This window comes from Marinobacter sp. Arc7-DN-1, assembly GCF_003441595.1.
GTDB lineage: Bacteria > Pseudomonadota > Gammaproteobacteria > Pseudomonadales > Oleiphilaceae > Marinobacter > Marinobacter metalliresistant.
On sequence record NZ_CP031848.1, the window covers coordinates 970,088 to 990,965 of the forward strand.

The 20,878-nt window shown below is 57.2% G+C and carries 19 protein-coding genes; 4 read left to right on the top strand and 15 right to left on the bottom strand.

The genetic code is table 11. The features are described 5' to 3' along the window. Positions 1-14: 14 nt before the first annotated feature. The 6 genes from nqrE to D0851_RS04525 form a co-directional block, all read right to left on the bottom strand. Complete coding sequence (gene nqrE / locus D0851_RS04500; protein WP_117617547.1) at positions 15-623, bottom strand: NADH:ubiquinone reductase (Na(+)-transporting) subunit E; 609 nt, start codon at positions 621-623, stop codon at positions 15-17. Then, positions 623-1,288, bottom strand: a complete 666-nt coding sequence (locus D0851_RS04505) for an NADH:ubiquinone reductase (Na(+)-transporting) subunit D (protein WP_117617548.1) — start codon at positions 1,286-1,288, stop codon at positions 623-625. The genes nqrE and D0851_RS04505 overlap by 1 nt, the downstream gene beginning before the upstream one ends. 2 nt (positions 1,289-1,290) lie before the next feature. Continuing rightward, positions 1,291-2,094, bottom strand: a complete 804-nt coding sequence (locus tag D0851_RS04510; RefSeq protein ID WP_117617549.1) for a Na(+)-translocating NADH-quinone reductase subunit C — start codon at positions 2,092-2,094, stop codon at positions 1,291-1,293. Further along, on the bottom strand, positions 2,087-3,295 hold the full coding sequence (locus tag D0851_RS04515) for an NADH:ubiquinone reductase (Na(+)-transporting) subunit B (RefSeq protein WP_117617550.1): 1,209 nt from the start codon (positions 3,293-3,295) through the stop codon (positions 2,087-2,089). Before D0851_RS04515 ends, D0851_RS04510 begins: the two co-directional genes overlap by 8 nt. A gap of 4 nt (positions 3,296-3,299) precedes the next feature. Next, positions 3,300-4,646 (bottom strand): Na(+)-translocating NADH-quinone reductase subunit A, encoded by a 1,347-nt coding sequence (locus D0851_RS04520; RefSeq protein WP_117617551.1) that lies wholly within the window; start codon positions 4,644-4,646, stop codon positions 3,300-3,302. Positions 4,647-4,912: 266 nt separating this feature from the next. After that, positions 4,913-6,367 carry a glyceraldehyde-3-phosphate dehydrogenase gene (locus D0851_RS04525; RefSeq protein ID WP_413773553.1) on the bottom strand — a complete coding sequence of 485 codons (1,455 nt, stop codon included), beginning with the start codon at positions 6,365-6,367 and terminating at the stop codon, positions 4,913-4,915. Between the two features lie 236 nt (positions 6,368-6,603). Between D0851_RS04525 and mfd the strand changes: the two genes are divergently transcribed. Beyond that, entirely contained in the window at positions 6,604-10,137 is a 3,534-nt protein-coding gene (gene mfd, locus D0851_RS04530) for a transcription-repair coupling factor (protein WP_117617553.1), read from the top strand. 29 nt (positions 10,138-10,166) lie between these two features. Next, positions 10,167-10,991 (top strand): CsiV family protein, encoded by an 825-nt coding sequence (locus tag D0851_RS04535; RefSeq protein WP_162893687.1) that lies wholly within the window; start codon positions 10,167-10,169, stop codon positions 10,989-10,991. On the opposite strand, the gene D0851_RS04540 is transcribed toward D0851_RS04535, so the two are convergent. The 5 genes from D0851_RS04540 to D0851_RS04560 form a co-directional block, all read right to left on the bottom strand. Next, positions 10,966-11,754, bottom strand: coding sequence for an S-methyl-5'-thioinosine phosphorylase (locus D0851_RS04540; protein ID WP_117617555.1), 789 nt, complete (start codon positions 11,752-11,754; stop codon positions 10,966-10,968). The two genes, D0851_RS04535 and D0851_RS04540, sit on opposite strands and share 26 nt — an antisense overlap. After that, a complete protein-coding gene (locus tag D0851_RS04545; protein WP_117617556.1) occupies positions 11,751-12,974 on the bottom strand; it encodes a mechanosensitive ion channel family protein in 1,224 nt (407 codons plus the stop codon). The genes D0851_RS04540 and D0851_RS04545 overlap by 4 nt, the downstream gene beginning before the upstream one ends. Positions 12,975-12,998: 24 nt before the next feature. Continuing rightward, the gene (locus D0851_RS04550; protein ID WP_264756477.1) at positions 12,999-13,463 is read right to left on the bottom strand and encodes a L,D-transpeptidase; all 465 of its coding nucleotides are present in this window, start codon (positions 13,461-13,463) and stop codon (positions 12,999-13,001) included. 86 nt (positions 13,464-13,549) lie between these two features. Continuing rightward, positions 13,550-14,227 carry a TetR/AcrR family transcriptional regulator gene (locus D0851_RS04555; RefSeq protein ID WP_117617557.1) on the bottom strand — a complete coding sequence of 226 codons (678 nt, stop codon included), beginning with the start codon at positions 14,225-14,227 and terminating at the stop codon, positions 13,550-13,552. Between the two features lie 60 nt (positions 14,228-14,287). Next, on the bottom strand, positions 14,288-15,175 hold the full coding sequence (locus D0851_RS04560; RefSeq protein ID WP_117617558.1) for a hypothetical protein: 888 nt from the start codon (positions 15,173-15,175) through the stop codon (positions 14,288-14,290). A 156-nt stretch (positions 15,176-15,331) separates the two neighbouring features. On the opposite strand from D0851_RS04560, the gene D0851_RS04565 reads away from it, so the two are divergent. Then, positions 15,332-15,952 carry a riboflavin synthase subunit alpha gene (locus D0851_RS04565; protein ID WP_117617559.1) on the top strand — a complete coding sequence of 207 codons (621 nt, stop codon included), beginning with the start codon at positions 15,332-15,334 and terminating at the stop codon, positions 15,950-15,952. Between the two features lie 13 nt (positions 15,953-15,965). Here the strand turns inward: D0851_RS04565 and D0851_RS04570 are convergent, their stop codons facing one another. Further along, positions 15,966-17,111 (bottom strand): class I SAM-dependent methyltransferase, encoded by a 1,146-nt coding sequence (locus D0851_RS04570; RefSeq protein WP_117617560.1) that lies wholly within the window; start codon positions 17,109-17,111, stop codon positions 15,966-15,968. A gap of 165 nt (positions 17,112-17,276) precedes the next feature. Continuing rightward, positions 17,277-18,326 carry a class I SAM-dependent methyltransferase gene (locus D0851_RS04575; RefSeq protein ID WP_117617561.1) on the bottom strand — a complete coding sequence of 350 codons (1,050 nt, stop codon included), beginning with the start codon at positions 18,324-18,326 and terminating at the stop codon, positions 17,277-17,279. A 294-nt stretch (positions 18,327-18,620) separates the two neighbouring features. Between D0851_RS04575 and D0851_RS04580 the strand changes: the two genes are divergently transcribed. After that, complete coding sequence (locus tag D0851_RS04580; RefSeq protein ID WP_117617562.1) at positions 18,621-19,805, top strand: Fic family protein; 1,185 nt, start codon at positions 18,621-18,623, stop codon at positions 19,803-19,805. A gap of 33 nt (positions 19,806-19,838) precedes the next feature. On the opposite strand, the gene D0851_RS20160 is transcribed toward D0851_RS04580, so the two are convergent. Further along, positions 19,839-20,012, bottom strand: coding sequence for a hypothetical protein (locus D0851_RS20160; protein ID WP_162893688.1), 174 nt, complete (start codon positions 20,010-20,012; stop codon positions 19,839-19,841). Positions 20,013-20,135: 123 nt separating this feature from the next. Next, entirely contained in the window at positions 20,136-20,816 is a 681-nt protein-coding gene (gene can, locus D0851_RS04585; RefSeq protein WP_117617563.1) for a carbonate dehydratase, read from the bottom strand. Between the last annotated feature and the right edge of the window lie 62 nt (positions 20,817-20,878).

Sequence of the window (20,878 nt, forward strand, 5' to 3'; positions counted from 1 at the left end):
TATCACCGGATGAGTTACAGGGAAATGCCGGAAAAGGACATAAAGCCCAGAGACATCAGACCAACGGTAATGAAGGTGATACCCAGCCCGCGCAGGCCTTCCGGAACATCGCTGTATTTGAGCTTCTCGCGGATACCCGCCAGAGCGATAATTGCCAATGCCCAGCCGATGCCAACACCAAAGCCATACACCACACTCTCGCCGAAGGCATAGTCACGCTCCACCATGAACAGCGAGGCACCGAGAATGGCGCAGTTCACTGTAATCAGTGGCAGAAACACACCCAGGGCGGCGTAAAGTGCCGGTATGTACTTGTCCATGACCATTTCCATGATCTGGACAATCGCTGCGATTACACCGATGTAACTCAGGTATCCGAGAAAGCTCAGATCAACATTCGGCAGGCCGGCCCAGCCCAGAGCACCTTCCCGAAGAACGCTGTTGTACAGAAGGTTGTTAACCGGGACAGTAACCGTCAGCACAACTATGACAGCAATACCCAGGCCTGTCGCAGCTTCAATCTTCTTGGATATGGCGAGAAAGGTGCACATCCCCAGGAAGAACGCCAGCGCCATATTCTCAACGAAAATAGCCTTTACGATCAGGTTGATATAATGTTCCATCAAAAAGCCTCCTTGGCGGTATGGCGGGACAGCTTGTAATCCGGCTCTTCAACCTGCTCCGGCTTCCAGATGCGCAACCCCCAAATAGCCAGGCCAATGATGAAGAAAGCACTGGGGGGCAGAAGCAAAAGGCCATTGGGCACATACCAGCCGCCCTCGTTCACGGTAGGTAACAGGGTGAAACCAAACAGGGAGCCAGCACCGATCAGTTCGCGGAAGAAAGCCACGAACATCAGCATGACAGAGTATCCCAGACCGTTACCGATACCATCCAGAAAGCTCATTAACGGCGGGTTGTTCATGGCATAGCCTTCGGCACGACCCATGACGATACAGTTGGTGATAATCAAACCCACGAAAACCGACAGTTGCTTGGAGATCTCGTAGGCGTAGGCCTTGAGAATCTGATCAACCACGATTACCAGGGAAGCAATGATTGTCATCTGCACAATGATCCGGATACTGCCCGGGATCTGGGTGCGTATCAGCGATACCGCAAGGTTTGAGAACGCAGTAACCGCAATAACCGCCAGTGACATGACAAGGCTCACGTTCATACTGGTGGTTACCGCCAGAGCCGAGCAGATACCCAGAATCTGAAGGGCGATGGGGTTATTGTTTAAAATTGGCTCAAAAAGAACCTGCTTGACCGATCCGGCTGCCATGATCAGACCTCCCCTTCACGAAGTTTTTGCAGGAATGTGGCGAATCCACTCTCGCCCATCCAGTAATTGACCAGGTTTTCAACACCCCTACTGGTGAGAGTCGCACCAGACAAAGCATCAACTTTGTGCTGCTTGTTACGCGCATCGGCGCTAACACCACCCTTGACCAGTTGAATTCGGGGTTCGGAGGTATCGTCCTCATAGACCTTCTTACCGACCCACTGCTTCTTCCAGCGAGGATTGTCGACTTCACCACCAAGCCCCGGTGTTTCCGCGTGGGAGTAGAAACCAAGCCCTTCAATGGTGTTCAGGTCACCTTCGAGTGAAATAAATCCATAAAGGGTGGACCACAGGCCGTAGCCGTGAACGGGCAACACCACGCGAACCAATTTGCCATTCTCGGTCAGGGTGTAAACCTTGGCGATATTCGGACGATGCTTGATACCCGCCTTATCCTCTGAAGGCGGGATCATTTCGGACATTTTCTGATCGGAAGCGGCCTTGTACATGTTGAATTTCATGGGGTCCTCGACACCAACCGTCGACGGTTCCACGAATTTGCCAGTATCAAGATCCACCAGCCGGACATCAAAACGCTCAAACGCTTCCTTGATCTGCTGGGTACTGGAGCCAGGCTCCAGCATACCCGCGGCGGAGAGGATATTGGTTACAATATCCAGCTTCTGGTTCTGAATCTGGGCCGGGCGGAGCGTGACCGCCGCGACAGAAACTACCACCGAGAACACAACACTCAGCACCAGCGCAACAATCAGCGTGCGGGAGACGGTTTCTTTAGCTTTAGCCACGAGCAAGCCTCCGTTTGATGTTGGCCTGGACCACGTAATGGTCCATCAGCGGCGCAAACAGGTTAGCGAACAGGATCGCCAGCATTATACCTTCCGGGAAGGCGGGGTTGACCACACGGATCAGAACCGTCATCACACCCACCAGGATACCGAAACACCAGCGGCCCGTGTTGGTCATCGCCGCGGACACCGGATCCGTCGCCATGAACATCATCCCGAAGGCAAACCCGCCCATCACCAGGTGCCAGTGCGCGGGCACATCGAACATGGGATTGGTTTCCGAACCGACAATGTTCAGCACCAGGGCCATACCAATCATGCCGATCAGAACACCACCCACAATCCGGTAGCTGGCAATCTTCATAATCAGGAGAATCAGGCCGCCGGCAAGCACTGCAAGGGCTGAGGTCTCACCGACGGACCCCTGAATGGTACCGACAAAGGCGTTCATCCAGCCGATCTGGGTTTGCAGGGCCTCCAGACCACCGCTGGCTGCCCAGCTCAGAGCCGTGGCACCACTGAAACCATCAACGGCGGTCCATACCGTGTCACCGGAAAGCTGCGCCGGGTAGGCGAAATAGAGGAACGCACGACCAGTCAGTGCCGGGTTCAGGAAGTTCTTGCCGGTACCGCCAAACACTTCCTTGCCGATAACCACACCGAAGGTGATGCCCAGAGCCACCTGCCAGAGCGGTATGGTCGGCGGGCAGATCAGTGCAAACAGAACCGACGTGACGAAGAAGCCCTCGTTCACCTCGTGACGACGCACGGTGGCAAACAACACTTCCCAGAAGCCACCGACCACGAAGGTCACGAAGTAGATAGGCACAAAGTACGCTATACCATAGACAAAGTTGTCCCAGACGCCGGCACCGGCACCGGTAATGGCAAGCGCCTGGATGAATGCAGCCCGCAGGCCGCCGTCAGCGATCATGGCACCCGGATTGGAAGCCAGGAAACTGTTGGCCTGATAGCCGATGTTCCACATGCCGAAGAACATCGCCGGAAAAGTGCACAACCACACGGTGATCATGATGCGCTTGAGGTCTACGCCATCGCGCACGTGGGCCGTCGTGGAGGTAACTTTGCCGGGAGTGTAGAAAATAGTGTCCACGGCTTCGAAGAGCGCATACCACCGCTCGTACTTGCCACCCTTTTCAAAGTGATGCTCGATTCCATCGAGAAACTGTCTGATAGCCATCGTCTTAGCCCTCGATCTCGATTCGGGTCAGGTTCTCGCGGAGAATCGGACCGTATTCATATTTACCCGGGCACACGAAGGTGCACAGCGCCAGATCTTCTTCATCCAACTCGAGCGCGCCAAGCTTCTGCGCCATCTCTGTGTCGCCGACAATCAGCGAACGCAGCAACTGGGTTGGAAGAATGTCCAGGGGCATGACCTGCTCATAGGCACCCATGGGAACCATTGCCCGCTCACTGCCGTTGGTGGTGGTGGTGAAGTTGAATAACTTGCCACTGGCCAGTTTGGACAGATAGATGTTCAGAACCGAGAATTTGTTCGGCCCGGGAGACAGCCAGCCCAGAAACTCACGCTTGTAGCCTTCTTCCAGCACGGAAACCTGGTTGGCAAAACGGCCAAGGTACGCGCAGGGGCCATCGCCGCGGCGACCACCGAACACGGAGCCGGAGATTTCCCGTACTTCGCAGTCGGTCGCAATCTCACCGTCCAGAAGTTCCGGAAGGCTGGCACCCAGGCGGGTACGCACCAGGCGGGGTTTCAGGGCCTTGGGGCCGCCGATCGCCACGATACGCTCGACCGGCACTTCACCGGATTCAAACAGCCTGGCGATGTCGATGACGTCCTGGTAGTTGATACTCCAGACAGTCTTGCTGCCGGAAACCGGATCCAGGTGGTGGATATGGGTGCCCACGTTGCCGGCCGGGTGCACACCGTCAAACTGGTGCACTTCAACGGCGTCGGACTTGGGAACCGCAACGTTGGATCCGGGCTTGCCAGTGACAAATACCTTGCCGGAGGTCAGTTTGGTGAGGAGCGTAAGGCCTTTTTCGAACGCCTGGCCATTCTCGCCTATGATGACCGTCGGGTCTGCTGCCAGCGGATTGGTGTCCATGACCGACACGAAAATGGAGTGGGGAGCGGAATCGATCTCCGGAACCTTGCTGTACGGGCGCGTCTTGAACGCCGTCCACAGCCCGGACTCCACCAGGTTGTCAACCACCTGCTGGCGTTCCAGGCCGGCAAGATCCGCTTCGCTGTAGCGCGCAAAGGTTTCAGCCTCATCGCCATCGATTTCGATAACGATCGACTGGAATACCCGACGCTCACCACGGTTAATCTCTTTCACGACGCCGGCGGCGGGTGAAGTATAACGAACGCCTTCGGTCTTCTTGTCCGTGAACAGCAGCGTACCGCGCTTGACACGGTCCCCCTCTTTCACAGCCATCGTCGGCTTCATGCCGTTGTAGTCAAAACCGATCAACGCCACATGGCGAACGGGTTTGCCGTCTGTAATGGTCTGTTCGGGAGCGCCGCTGATGGGAAGATCCAGGCCTTTTTTGATCTTAATCATTAGCCTCGTCCAATCATCAGAAACTATTCAATGGATTTGTAACGCCCGACACCTGCGGCCCAGGAAACGATGAGAAACGGAGTGCCAGACATACCCAAAATCGCGCCAATTATAGAGATTAAGGAATCCTATTTCCACCAGAAACCGGAACAGGTTTGTGCCTGAACGTAAACCGCCTGGCTCACAGACCGATAAAACAAAAACCCCGACAGCATTCACTGTCGGGGTTTTCATACCTTTCACTTCACCAGGTCAGTGCGGTTTGATCAGTCTCTCGCACGCTTGGGGAAGATCGGGTAACTTACGCCGGCCATCTGATTCACCACACGGATCACCTGGGCGCTGTAACCGAATTCGTTGTCATACCAGACGTAAAGGATCAGACGCTTGCCACTGGCGATGGTCGCCTGGGCGTCAACGATGCCGGCATGGCGGGAACCCACGAAGTCCGTGGAAACCACTTCCGGAGAATTCACGAAATCGATCTGCTTCTGCAGCTCGGAATGCAGCGCCATTTCCCGGAGGTACTCGTTGACACCCTCCACCTCAACCTCCTTCTTGAGGTTGAGGTTCAGGATCGCCATGGAGACGTTGGGTGTCGGTACCCGGATGGCGTTACCGGTCAGCTTACCTTTCAGAACCGGCAGCGCCTTGGCAACCGCCTTGGCCGCGCCGGTTTCAGTGATAACCATATTCAGGGCCGCACTGCGACCGCGACGGCTGCCCTTGTGGTAGTTATCGATCAGGTTCTGGTCATTGGTGTAGGAGTGAACGGTCTCAACGTGTCCGTCTTCAATTCCGTACTCGTCCTCAATGGCCTTCAGGACCGGCGTAATGGCATTGGTGGTACAGGAGGCGGCTGACAGAATCCTGTCTTCATCGGTGATCCAGTCGTTGTTAATGCCATAGACGATGTTCTTGATGTCGCCCTTGCCCGGCGCCGTCAGCATCACCCGGCTGACACCCTTGGATTTCAGGTGCAGACCCAGACCAGCCTCGTCACGCCATTTACCGGTATTGTCGATCACAATGGCGTTATTGATGCCGTACTGAGTGTAGTCCACCTTGTCGGGCCCATCGGAGTAGATCACCTTGATGTAGTTGCCATTGGCAATCAGGGCGGATTCTTTCCCGTCCACAGTGATGGTGCCATCAAACGGACCGTGGACCGAGTCACGGCGCAGCAGGCTGGCGCGCTTCTCAAGATCATTCTCGGCACCCCCCTGGCGAACCACAATCGCACGCAGACGCAGGTTGTTACCACCGCCGGCCTTTTCGATCAGGATGCGCGCCAGGAGACGACCGATACGGCCAAAGCCATACAGAACCACGTCCTTGGTGTCGTTGTTGGCATCTTCCTCGGACTGGGCGGCGTACTGACCAACCACCGGGCCGATTTCACGCTTCAGGAATTCGGTGAGGTCGCCACCTTCTTCCTTGAACTTGACCGCGAGCTTGCCAATATCAACGTGGGCACGGCCAAGCTCAAGCTTGTCCATGGCCTGGAGGATCGGCAGGGTGTCGTGAACAGACAGTTCGCTATCTTCAACCTGACGTACGAACCGGTGGGCACGAATGATACCGATAACAGACTGGTTAATGATTGCGCGGCCATAGACAGAAGTAACCACGTTGTTCTTGCGGTAGAGGCGGCCGATCAGCGGAATCATGGCTTCCGCGGTGGATTCTCTTTCTGTCCAGTTGGACAGGTGCTGATTGATCTGTTCGTGACTCACGCTTGGACCTCTGCAATTGGCACTTGGAATTTGGCGCGCACATTATCCAACTTAATCCCGCCGACCGCAAATACGAGCACCCCAGACCTTCGTAGACACCCCCTTTCACCCGGAACACGGGGGCTCGCCAGCCGCAGCCGCCATGACAGCGTCATCCGCGGGCGTTAGAATACGCGGCTCGCCGCCTCCCGGACATCCACAGCAGGAGAACCAGACTGCCCATGAGCCAAGGTGCAACCACCCACCCGTCATCCCGGATCATGATTGCCCCGGAATTTCCAACCCGGCCGGCCAATCATCGCATATGGGGCCAATTGCACGGCAGCAGTGACGCGCTGGCCATCTGTGAAAGTGCCCGCGCCCACAAGGGCCTGACGCTGGTCATCACCCGCAGCACCGACGATGCCATTCGCCTGGAGCAGGCCATGCGCTTTTTCCTTGGCCTGGACGCCGGGGAAGATGGCCCGGCAGTCAGCGAGGATGGACTGGAACTGCTGTCATTGCCAGACTGGGAAACCCTGCCCTACGACCTGTTTTCGCCGCACCAGGACATTACTTCCAGGCGTATCCGCACCTTGCACCGGCTGCCGTCAACCAGCCACGGCGTGCTCGTCGTACCGGCACGAACGCTCATGCACAGGCTGCCCCCGGTCAGCTATCTCCAGGGCAACACACTTGTGCTGGAAGTCGGCCAGTCCCTGGACATCGACAGCTGGCGAATGCAGCTGGAAGCCGCAGGATACCGGCACGCGGAAAACGTCTATGAGCATGGGGAGTATGCCGTTCGTGGCTCGATCCTCGACATCTTTCCCATGGGTGCCGGCCAGCCCTACCGGATCGACCTGTTCGATGATGAGATTGAAACGCTCAGGACCTTCGACCCGGAGACCCAGCGCTCGATCGATCGTATAGACCACATCGAACTGCTGCCCGCGTATGAGTTCCCCTGGCACAAGGAAGCCCGTTCCGGATTCCGCAGCCGCTGGTTCGAGCAGTTCCCCAATTCGGGCAAAGACACGCCCATTTATCAGGATGTGACCCACGGCATTACACCACCAGGGATTGAGTACTACCTGCCCCTGTTCTTCGACCAAACAGCTACTCTGTTCGATTACCTGCCGGGCACAACCCATGTATTTACCGCCGCTGAACTGAACGAAGCCGTCAGCCACTTCGACTCCGAAACCCGGAACCGGTACGAGGACCGCCGCCACGACCGCTTACGACCAATCCTGCCGCCCGGCCTCCTGTTCCTGCAGCAGGATGAACTGTTTGGTCACCTGAAGGCGTTCCCGCGGGTATCGATATCGTCTGAAACCTCGGACGCCGCCGGATCGTTCAACTGCCCCAGTCAAACCCTGCCAGACATTGCCATGGACGGTCGCGCCGCTGATCCTGCCGGCCGCCTGAAGCGGTTTCTCCGGGAATTCAGTGGCCGGGTGCTGATCTGCGCGGAATCATCCGGCCGGCGTGAGGCCCTGATTGAAAACCTTGGAGACCAGGGCCTTGAGCTTGAAACCCTTGCCAACTGGCAGGCGTTTCTGGAGAACAACGGATGTCCGCTGGGCATTACCATTGCCCCGATGGAGCAAGGGCTCCTGCTCCCGGAGCACTCCCTTGCGCTGATTACCGAAACCGCGCTCTTCGGAGAGCGGGTGCTGCAAAGACGGCGCCGGGAAAAACCGACACAAACCGATGATACCGGTTTCCGGGACCTGTCAGAGCTGCGCATCGGTGCTCCAGTGGTCCACATCGACCATGGTGTCGGTCGCTACCGGGGCCTGGAAACCATTACTGTTGAAGACGAAGCCAGCGAATTTCTGATGCTGGAATATGCCGGCGGCTCAAAACTCTATGTGCCGGTGTCCAGTCTTCACCTGATTTCCCGCTATGCCGGTAACGACACCGAGCATGCCCCGCTGCACAAACTCGGCACGGATCGCTGGAGCACAACCAAACAGAAAGCGCTGGAGAAAATCCGCGACACCGCAGCGGAACTTCTGGATGTCTACGCCCGCCGGGAGGCCCGCAAGGGCTTCAGCTTTGAAGATCCGAAAGAGGCCTACCGGGCCTTTGCCGCCGGCTTCCCCTTCGAGGAGACCCCGGACCAGCAGGTCGCCATTCAGTCCGTTATTGAAGACATGACCAGTGAACGCCCGATGGACCGCCTTGTCTGTGGTGACGTCGGCTTTGGCAAAACCGAAGTGGCCATGCGGGCCGCTTTTATGGCGACCTGGTCCGGCAAACAGGTGGCCGTCCTGGTGCCAACCACCCTGCTGGCACAGCAACACTATGAGTCGTTCCGGGACCGGTTCTCAGACACGGCCGTACAGGTGGAACTGCTCAGCCGCTTCCGCTCGTCCGGCCAGACCAGCAAGGCAATGGAAGCCATTGGAAATGGCAAGGCCGACATCGTGATCGGCACCCATAAACTCCTTCAGGGCGATATCCGGTTCAAAAACCTCGGGCTGGTGATCATCGACGAAGAACATCGTTTCGGCGTGCAGCAGAAGGAAAAACTCAAGGCCCTGCGGGCGGAAGTCGACATGCTCACTCTCACCGCGACGCCGATTCCGCGTACGCTGAACATGGCCATGGGACACCTGAGGGATCTGTCGATCATCGCCACACCGCCGGCCCGGCGCCTGTCGGTGAAGACCTTTGTCCGCCAGCGGGACAACCCCATGGTCAAGGAAGCCATCCTCCGGGAAATACTCCGGGGCGGCCAGGTGTACTTCCTCCATAACGATGTGGCGACCATTGAAAAAACCGCTCAGGACCTCCGGTCGCTGATTCCCGAAGCCCGGGTGGGTGTGGCCCATGGCCAGATGCGGGAACGGGACCTGGAACAGATCATGTCGGATTTCTACCACAAGCGCTTCAATGTGCTGGTGTGCACCACCATTGTCGAAACCGGCATCGACATTCCCAGCGCCAACACCATTATCATCGAGCGGGCCGACAAGTTCGGCCTGGCGCAGCTGCATCAGTTGCGTGGCCGCGTGGGTCGCTCGCACCACCAGGCCTATGCCTACCTGCTGACGCCGCCGCCGAAATCCATCACCGCGGACGCCAAAAAGCGTCTGGAGGCCATCTCGGAAGCACAGGACCTGGGTGCCGGTTTCATGCTGGCCACCCACGACCTGGAAATCCGGGGCGCTGGCGAGTTGCTCGGAGAGGAACAGAGCGGCCAGATCGAAAGCATCGGCTTTACGCTGTACATGCAGCTGCTGGATGAGGCCGTCAAGGCCATTCGTGAGGGCCGGACGCCAAATGCCGATCTGCCCCTGAGCCACGGCACCGAAATGAATCTGCGTATTCCTGCCCTGATTCCGGAGGATTACCTGCCGGACGTCCATAACCGGCTGATGCTGTACAAGCGAATTGCCAGCGTGGATAACAACGAAGCATTAAAAGAACTTCAGGTTGAGATGATTGACCGGTTCGGATTATTACCGGATCCGGCCAGGAACCTGATCCGCCAGACCGGGCTTCGGCTCGAGGCAGAGGCCCTGGGTATCGTGAAAGTCGATGCCGGCAAGGAATGGGCGCGCCTGGAATTTGGCAGCTCGACGCCGGTAGACCCGTTGGTACTGGTTAAAAAAGTGCAATCCGGGCCGGACCAGTACCGGCTTGAAGGGGCCAACAGCTTCCGTTTTCGGCTGAAGGATGCCACAACCGATGGTAAACTCGACGGCATTTCCCGGATGCTTGACGAACTGGAACCTGCCAAACACGGCGCATCCGGCTCATGAACGCCCGATCAACATGTGGAGTACGACCCTTGCAGATTGATGGAACTCGCTGGAACCGATACGCGACACGGGCCTTTCTGGCAGCGCTCCTGTTGACTGTTTCAACCACTGGCACTGCCCAGCAACCTGAGCGCGCCAGTTTGCCACTGGAACCGGGCAAACCGATTCCAGAGGACTATTACCGTGCAGAATTCGTGATTCTTGAGCGGATTGTCGAGCCTGAAGCGGTGAATGAAAAAATGTCGGGTCGTAGCGTGGAGCCACCGGTCGAAACCGACCAGGTACTCTGGTCGGTGCTTCAGGACGGATCAACGGAAACCACTCTGAACCTGGCACCCCGGAACGATCTGTACCTTGCAAACGCAGCCAAACGCCTGGAGCGCAGCGGCAGATACCGCGTACTGGTCAGCGCCGGCTGGTACGAAGCCTTTCCGCCGGATTATGAAGGCACTCCTCTGAGGATTGAGGCAGGAGACTGGATTGAAGGCGCGGGAACCCGGGAGGTGGAAGGCCACATCACCATCGACCGCCAGCGCTATCTCCATGTAGGTGTTCACCTGAACCACTGGCAGACTGCGGAAGATGCCCGGCCGGCGCTTGATGAGCCCGCGGCCGGAGAAATCCCGGATGCATCCACGGAAGAGGCGCCCCCGCCCGGAGGCGAAAACCCGGCCACAACCTCAGCAGGCGATCCGGCCGTTCAACCGCAAGCCCTGAGGGCCGAATCTGTACCTCTGGAATTGCTCACCTGGATTCGGGAAACACGCCGGATGCGGAGCGAGGAAGTCCACTTCCTGGACTCCCCCACCATCGGCGTCCTGGTGTTCTTCAAGAAGATTGAGGCAACGGAGTAAGCACACCAAGACCGGCCATTGAGACCTCAAGGATCCGCCTGACCCCGGACATCCCCCGCTCAATGGCGTCTTCGATCTCCGCCATGGTAATGACGTGGTCGGACTTGCCGGCCGCCCGGTTCACCACCAGCCCGAGACAGACATAGCGCATCCCCAGTTCGGCTGCCAGCACCGCTTCCGGCATGCCTGTCATACCCACCAGATCGCAGCCGTCCCGCTCCATGCGGATGATCTCAGCCGCCGTTTCCAGCCTCGGACCCTGGGTTGCGCCGTAAACCCCGAAACCCGAGAACGGCACGTCCTCGGCGCCGGCGGAATCAATCAGGATCTGGCGGGCACTCTCATCGTAGGGCCAGGTGAAATCAATGTGGGTCACTGACGCCAGATCGCCCTCGAAGAAGGTATTGGCACGCCCCCAGGTATAGTCAATAATCTGATCGGGAATGACCACGTGAGCAGGCCCCATGTCCTTGTGAATCCCGCCCACAGCGTTGACACCAACCACCGTTCTGACGCCGGCATCATACAGGGCCCGCAGATTGGCCCGGTAATTCACCTGATGCGGCGAAATGCGGTGCGGATTGCCATGGCGGGACAGGAATATGACCGGCTGGTCTCCCAGTCGCCCTTCAACCAGTGGCGCCGATGGCATACCCCAGAATGTCCCGACCTGCTTTTCGCCGGTAACCTCCAGGCCCGACAAGGTTGTCAGCCCGGTGCCACCGATAATGCCGACGGGATGAATTTTCTCCGGTGACGTCATTCTGAATCTCCTGAATCGTCTGCATCTCCCGTTGTCTGGCGATGCCGTGATTTCTCCGCACTTTTTGCAGACGATGAACCGGCGCCCTGATCGCGGGACTCATCGGTCTGCGACCCGGTTAGCCGAACGCCGTCCGGAAGATGCAGTGTCCTTGTCGGGAACGCCACTTCGGCACCATGGCTCTCAATAACGTCGCTGATTTTCAGCAACACATCCTGTTTCACTTCCTGAAAACGAACCCACTGGGTTGTCTTGGTGAAGGTATACACCATGATATCCAGCGACGAGGCATTAAAAGCGAGGAAATTGACGATCAATGTCTGCTTGCTGTCAATATCGTCATGCTGCTCCAGCATGGCCCTGATATCGGCAACGATGGTGGCCATCTGGCTGACGTCGGCATACCGGATACCAATGGTTTCCGAGATCCTGCGGTTGGTCATCCGCGAGGGATTCTCGACCGCAATGGTTGTAAAGGTTGCGTTCGGCACATACAACGGGCGTTTGTCAAAAGTCCGGATAGTAGTCAGCCGCCAGCCAATATGCTCAACCGTGCCTTCAATGTTGCGGTCCGGCGAGCGCACCCAGTCCCCCACCTTGAACGGGCGGTCCAGGTGAATGATAAAACCGCCGAAGAAATTCGCCAGCAGATCCTTGGCGGCAAAGCCGACGGCAATGCCACCCACGCCGCCAAACGCCAGCACCCCGGAGATGCTGTACCCCAGAGACTGCATTGCAATCAGAACGGCGGTAATTATGACCACGGCCCTGGATAACTTGCTCACCGCATTCACAGTGGTGTAGTCCATGGGCTGTTTCATCTTCACGGGAGAAGCGAGAATCCCCTCGCCTTCCTTGATCAGGCGAAGTACCGCCCAGACCAGCACGAACACGAAACCCAGCTGGAGCATTGAGTCATTGGCCTTGAAAATTTCGGCCTGCGAATACCGGTGAGCGACCTCGGCAGCCCAGTATACGCCTTGTACCCAGACAAACGCGACGACAGGCTTGCGTGCGGCATGAAGCAGTGCGTCGTCCCAAAGGTTACTGGTTTTACTGAATTTTCGCTCCAGCGCACCGACGATATGACTGGCGACATACGCCACCGCCGCTGTTCCGAATACCAGCGCAAACACAACAATACCAACACGCCAGCTTTCCGAGAGCAGCCCGAAATTCTCGATCCAGCCATTCACGATGGCCTTAAAATCCCCGATCATCGGATCCCTCTGACAAAAAAAGGTTTAATGGATGTAAACGGCTGCACCCGGCCCAACACGTTCGAACAGTTCAAGAATGTGGGCGTTCCGCATCCGGACACAGCCATGGGACAGCGGCACCCCCATGGGCTCGCTGTCTGGTGTGCCGTGAATGTATATGAAGCGACGGAAAGTATCGACACCCGGCCCCCGGTTTTTTCCCCATTCACGACCGCACAGCCAGAGAATCCGGCTTAGAATCCAGTCCCGGCCGGGGTGCTCCAGGGCAAGCCCGGGACTGTAGATCTCGCCGGTCGGACGCCGGCCACGGAACACCGTCCCGGCTGGAAGTCCGGCACCAATACGGGCACGGATATAGTGTTCACCCCTCGGGGTGCAGCCACTGCCATCCCGCTCACCGGGGCCGTTCAGTGCCGTGGACACCGGATAGGAGGCAAGAACCTGCCCATCTCCGGTGACAAGCCTGAGGAGCTGAAGGGTCAGATCAATATCGATTCGCGCTGCAGTGGAATGAATCAGCACTGGCCAGGCTCCCTTGTGGGTTCAGGAGGGAAGCCTAACCGAGAGGCAGGAACTCAGGCAACCGAGACCTTGCTGCCAGACGAGGGAATCAGCATGGCGTCTTCTGCCTGCATGCCGGCGGCCAGGAAGGGCACCAGCCGGGCGGCAATTTCCTGAACGGTGGTTTCAACACCCAGCTTGTTCTGCAGGATATCGCGCAGGGCGTCACTGCTGGACATGGTGAACGCGGTTGCTCCGAGCATGAACTGAATGCGCCAGTACCGGTCGACCGAAGACAACTGCGGCGTTGCTTCCTTGAGAAGACGCATGAAACGGCCGAACGGCTCGCTGTATTCCTGCTCCAGAAACTTCCGGAGATGCCCCTGGGACTGGGTGTAGGCGAGGCCCAGCAGGCGCATGAAGATGGAAATACCCTTCTCGTTCCGCTGGGGCATTCGTACCGCGCTTTCCGTCAGGGCCCAGAGCGTCTGATTCAATGTTGGCGGCTTGCCCGCACAGCGCTCCTCAAGTTCGTCGAACGCGCTTTCAAGAGTTGCGGAAAACGGCGTCAGAAAACGCGCGAAAACGGCATGAATCAGAGCGTTTTTTGAACCAAAATGGTAATTGACAGCGGCCAGATTTACTTTAGCCTTGCTGGTAATCATGCGGAGCGAGGTTTCTGAAAAACCCCGGTCGGCGAACAGCTCTTCGGCTGCATCGAGAATCCGGTCAACGGTATCAGACTGTGCCATTTTGTTTTCAATGCCTCTAGCAAACGTCTGTTTGAAACATACGTTTGAGGCGCAGTTATGTCAAGTTCTGGGCGCTGGTTCCGCCGCAACATCCTGCCAGCCATGGTCAATGGCTTTCTGATTGCCCTCAAAAAATGCCCTCTGAACCCGGCTGTAGGCCTTCTCCGCCTCCAGCAGGTATATCAGATACAGGCGCACGTACTCCCGCCGGGTAAGCTGACGGGGGAGAATGCGGCTCTCAGACAGTCTCAGCAAATGACTGAAACGCGAATTCCTGAGAGCCGGATTAAAATCGGACATCTGCGCACACTGCCATATCAGCCCGTCGGCGCCTTCCAGATGCGCCGCATGCCGCCTGGCCTCCCGAAGCATCCGCTGACGGGTGACAAGGAAATCCAGGTAGGACGGTTTCGACGTGTAGATTCGACGAACAGCGGGCATTCCGAGCAGCAGGATCATCACAAAGACCCCGAAACCGCCACCCGCGATCCAGGCCGGCACAACCCCGGTCAAGCCGCCGAGAAAGACGACCGCGGCAAGCAGCGCACTGAAAAGCCACAGGTCCCGGCTTCGGCGCGCCTCGGCCAGAGTGTAGTTGTCGGGCCAGTCATTCATCGCCAGCAGGTCGAAATCCATCAACAGAACACGGTCGCACTGCCGCAGCATCAGCCTCAGTTTGCGTTGCCTCGACTCCGCCACCACCCGCTCTGTACTGCCATCGGTTTTATCACCACCCTCGCCGGCCCTGGAATCGGGGGCAACGGCAGCGCCTGAACCCTCCCCGGGCTTTGTGACGCCTACCGTTCCGGTCAGGGCAGGCGCCGGGACTGAAGGCTGGGCGTCGGTGGGCGCCGCCGCGGGCACAGGATCCGCTGCCCGGCCGGGCCGCAGCACAGGAGCCTGGGCGGGCGCATCTGCTTGCGTGGCTTTGCTCTGGTTTTCGGCCATGACAGGTTGTCCGGAATAAAGACGGTTTTAACAAGTATCGACCATCAAACCGGATTCTTGAATCCTTTACCGCCGCCTTGGCACCGGGCGGTCCGCTCGCTATCCTGTGCGCTCCTGCCAAACCGGCAGCCGCACACCATTTTATGAGGTCAGGTTATGTTCACAGGCATTGTTCAGGGAGTCGCAACCATTGAAGAGGTCACTGCCGAACCCGGTCTTAGCACCTATATTGTCCGTTTCCCGGAGGATAAACTCGACGGTGTCTCTATCGGAGCTTCCGTGGCCATCAATGGCACCTGCCTGACCGTAACGCGCCATGAAGGCAGCGCGCTCTGCTTCGACGCCATGCAGGAAACCCTGAAACTGACCACACTGGGGCATCTGAAAGCCGGGGACCCGGTAAATTTCGAACGCGCCGCCCGTATCGGGGATGAGATTGGCGGGCACCTGCTGTCCGGTCACATTCATACCACCGCAAAGATCGTGGAAATCCTGCGCCCGGAGAACAATGTCACCCTGTGGTTTGAAGTGCCTGATGAGTGGGCCCGCTACCTTTTCCCCAAGGGCTACATTGCCATTAACGGCGCCAGCCTGACCATTGGCGAAGCCCGGGGCAACCGGTTCAGTGTCCACCTGATTCCGGAAACCCTCAGGGCCACAACCTTTGCCTCGGTTCAGGAAGGCCAGCAGGTGAATATTGAAATAGACAGCCAGACCCAGACCATCGTGGATACCCTGGCACGACTGGGCTATGACGGTCCGGCACCCACCCTTTAACCAGCCCGGTCTGTCAGCGATTGCCAGCCCGGAAGACCACGAACTTAGGGCTGGCATCCAGCTGATGTATAGATGAGAAATACCGGCGCAGGCTGCGGTGATAGCCCAGATGGCGGTTTCCGACCATCAACAACCTGCCGCCCGGCGACAGATGTCGGGCGGCCTGCCCGAACAGGCGCAGGGCGATATGATCGCCAACCACGCCTCCTTCGTGAAACGGCGGATTCAGGAGTATAAGATCAAATCTTCCCTGTCCGGGTTCAATACCGTCGGCGTGCACAAAGGCCACCTCCGCTTCCGGGAATGCCCGTTCGACATTGTGGCTGGCGCTGAGCACCGCCTGGCTCGATACGTCGTTGAAGCACACCTGCAGATCCTGCCGCTCTGCCAGAGCCGTCATGCCAAGCACACCGTTGCCACAGGCGAGATCGAGAACCCGTGCACCGGGTTCGGCATTTCTCACCGCCTCTGCCACGCGGGGCAGGAGCAGCCGGGTACCGATATCCAGCTTTTCCCTTGCAAACACCGTGGGTAACGCCTCAACCTTGTGATCGCTCTGCCCGGTTAACAGATAGCCTTTCCAGGTCCCCGGCCAATCTCCCGGAAGCTCACTCCCTTTCCTGCAACGAATGACCCGGGCCTTCTTTCGTGCCGGCAGTACCTTCTCGGTGTTCACGGTTTTAGCAAAGATATCAACGCTTCTGGCCGGAAGGTGCTTGATCATGCCTCCAGCCAGCAGGATACCGGATTCTGCCATTACGCCATTGAGCCAGCGCAGCAGCCAGGCAAGATAGTCCGCCTGCCGCGGAATTCGCATAACCACAAGATCGAACGGTCCTTCAGGCGGGTTGATCCAGCTGTACACCTGGCCAGATGCATTCAGGGAAGGATTAAGTGAAGCATTCTCATCCAGCGCTGCGAACAGGGTCGCGCTGTCGACAACGATCACCGGTGACAGACCGGAAAGCCCGAGTGACAAGGCACCATATTGATCATCCACGATCAGGACTCTGGGCTCCATAACACCATTGGCAGCGTTGAGGCACCCTTCAAGCAGAAGCTCGTCTGCCGCATCCCAGGCCCGCAGCGTCGGGTCGTCGGTACCAGGCCGGCTCAGAGTCAGTTCACCGTCGGCATAAACCAGTTCGGCAGTTGTCATTTCAGGCATCCTGCGGGCGTTTTGTCACAAAGTCGCCATTTTAGGCTGATTATTCTAGAAATTAACCCTAAGGTTACAGATGTTCACGCTGAACATCCCTTTTCCGGTTTGCTCCGTTGTTCTGGACGCGAACCTTTTGCCCCTCACCCCAGGGGCTTTTTTAATTCAGGGCCGGCGAAAAGCCCGGTATACCGTAAACCGGCGATCTTCCCGTAACCGCTCAACCGGGCCGACACACCGCTTCATCAGGGGCTCATAGGGCAGGAAACTGTTTGCGACCAGGCGAACCTCACCGCCAGGTCGGAGATGGCGTGCAACCTCGCGAAGGAAACGCTCGGTCATGGACATATCGGTTCTCACGCCGCTGTGGAAGGGAGGGTTGCTCAGTATCGCCGGCCAGACACCTTCAACACGGGTCAGGCCATCCGACGCCATTATTTCACCGGAAACACCGTTACGCTGATAGGTTGCCCGGGCACAGGTCACGGCCTGGGACTGCACATCCACCCCGTCAACGGTGATTGCCGGCTGTTCCATTTGCTTTTGCCAGGCATCGAGCCAGGCGCCGATCACCCCGGCACCACAGGCAAAATCGAGAATGTAACTGGCGCGCAGTGGGTGGTCGCTGAGGGTTTCGAGCAGCATCCGGGTGCCGTCGTCAAGCTCTCCCTGGCTGAAGATTCCCGGTAGCCCGGCGGCCTCCAGGTGAATACCCGCGCATTCCATGCCCGTCCAGCTCATCCATTCCTGAAGCTCAAACTCTGCCAGCGGTTCAACGGCTTCCGCACACCACACCTGGCAGTGCCTGGCACTGTCTACCTTGGCCGCCAGTGGCGCCACCGCTTTCAACTGTTTGGCAGCCCCGGCAATCCCCTCTTTTTTCTCGCCAACCACAACCAGCCGGGCGCCTTTTGCCGCCAGCCAACGGGCAAGTGCCAGCCGCAACTCCAGTTCGGCCCGAGCCTTTGGCAAAAACACCACAAGGGTGTTGAAGGCACCCGCATCAAAGGTCGGATCATCGTAACCGAAGGCGACCTTCCAGTTGTCCCGCCCCCGCAGAGTCTCGCACACACCCGCATGCTCACTCATGGCCATGCCGCCGTACTCAGACAGCTCAGACAACAGGCCAGCGGAAGTAACACCCAACAGGGCCACCTCCCCTGTGAGCAGGTGGCGATTCTTCAACAGGGCTTCGTGGGAATTGGGTAGAGACATTGAACAGACAATCCCGCTTGGGTGGCTCGGAAACGGGATACTTTAACCGGAATGCGCCGTCGAGTCTCCCATGGCGGGCCAGATCCCGGGGGCTTCAGAACGAAAGGAAACGAAGGCTTGCGGCATGCGCGCCCTTGGAATGGAGCCCAAGGCGCAATGGGAAGGGTGTTGCCGTGCCTGCACTTGCTATGTGTATTCACGTGCGTATAATTCGGCAAATTAACCGGCAAAATAATCGAATTTGAAATTTATTTTCATTTTAAATCATATAGTTAAAGTTTTGGATACCGGCAAATGACATCAGTAACGCCTTTCGTATCGCAAGAAAACGCTCCCGGTAAGCTTCAAGATGCCGTAGTGGAGCTCTACACCCTTGATTCTGCGCTGAACGCCAACATCCCGGAATCGCTACGCCTTCCCATGGTCAAACTACTTAGGGTGGTCAACTCCTTTTATAGCAATAAAATTGAGGGAAACCCAACTCACCCTGCAGAGATACTGCATGCACAGGAGGAAGGCGGGGCGAACGATCCCTCGGATGACCTGCTCGAAATAAAGCAGCACATTGAGGTACAAGCCCGGCTAGCAAACCTGGAAATTGGCAGAGGTGTCCTCTGCACCAGCAAATTCTTTAGAGAGGTCCATAAAGAGTTCTACCAAGGGCTGCCCAAAAAGTTTCTTGAAATAAAAAATCCTGACACCGATGAAATCATACCTATTACTCCAGGCGAGTTTCGAACCCGAAACGTAAAGGTAGGAAAACACGTTCCTCCCGAGCATCAAGAGATATCCAGATATATGGGCTGGTTCGAAAAAGTCTTTAATCCAGCACATATCCATGGAACTAATCGCCTCTTTGCCGCTGCGGCAGCGCATCATCGGTTTATGTGGATTCACCCGTTTTTAGATGGAAATGGTCGTGTGGGGAGGCTATTCACTGACAATTATATGCATTGCTCAGGTCTCGGGGGCTATGGACTTTGGTCAATGTGCCGTGGCTTTGGAAGAGATACAGACGCATATTACGAGGCTTTGAGTCGGGCCGATATGGAAAGACAAGGCTCTACAGACGGCCGGGGTATACTGTCGGACAAGGGACTTCTCCAGTTTACCGAATACTTTCTTGATACTGCGCTTGACCAGGTGAAGTATTTTTCGGCACTTCTCGAACCGAAAAAACTGGATGAAAGAATTAACTATTATTTTGAAATGAGGAACAGGGGCGCTCTACTGTCATCAACAGGCGAAACTTTAAAGCCACTCAAACCTGAATCTAAAGAAGTATATTTCAAGCTTCTGCGTTCCGGACCGCAACAACGCGCTGACTTACAGAGAAGTTTAGAAACCAGCGAACGGACTTTGCGGACGATTGTTTCGCAAATGTCTGATGCCGGACTAGTTGAGGCACCTGCGAAAAAGCCGGTCGTACTCGCCTTATCACCAAGCTCAATCGAAATGCTATTCCCTCACCTCTGGTGAGGGAGGCCAGACACACATAACAGCGGGCAAGGGTCACTTGTATCGGGCAACGGTGCCCACACGGAGAGCATCTTCCGGGGACATACCCCAGTCCTCGGGCTGCCTGTTATCAGAAGGCTTGCGCCCCCGGGCGCGCTCATCTGACCCGGCGGAGACACCCTTACGATGGCTGAAGGCTGTCAGGGCTTTTTGCATCAGTTCTTTCACGGTTCACCTCCTCGCTTACAGCAGCAGTTACTCTACCAAAACGGGAGGTGACCAACTGTGATGACACCGAGGGTCAGGAAGTGACACTCATCACGAATTTTTGACGCAATTTTACATTTCCTGCTAGACGGTTTTCTGGCGTCCGGAGCGCACCGGCCTCAAAACCAACTCATCCAGGCTGGTTTGCCGGACACGCTCAAGACCTTCTTCGCCGGAAACCGACAGCCCCATATCCCTGAGAATACCGTCCGCAACGTCATAGACGAAACCATGAACCGTCAGCGGTTGGCCACGCTTCCAAGCTTCCTGGACGATGTTGTTCTGGCACACATGCCCTACCTGCTCAACCACATTCAGTTCACACAGCCGGTCTACCCGGTCCTGCACATCCGGCAGGGTATCCAGCACCTTCTGGTGCCGGTCACGCACGTCCTGCACATGTCGCAACCAGTTGCTTATCAGCCCGAAGCCCTCGTTGAGCAGTGCCGCTCTCACGCCACCACAACCGTAATGCCCGACCACCAGAATGTGTTTGACCTTAAGCACATCAATGGCGAACTGGAGCACCGACAGGCAGTTGAAGTCCGTATGCACAACCACGTTGGCCACGTTCCGGTGAACAAACAGCTCACCGGGCAGCAGATCGACAATCTGGTTGGCCGGCACACGACTGTCCGCACAGCCAATCCAGAGATATTCCGGTGCCTGCTGGTTGGACAGGCGATGGAAAAACTGGGGGTCCTGGGCCTTGATGCCATCTGCCCAGGACCGGTTTTTTTCCAGAAGATGGTCAAGCTGACCCATTACCTTACTCCGTTTAGTGATTCCCCGCCGACGATTGAACGGGAATCATGGTCTCAAAGCAA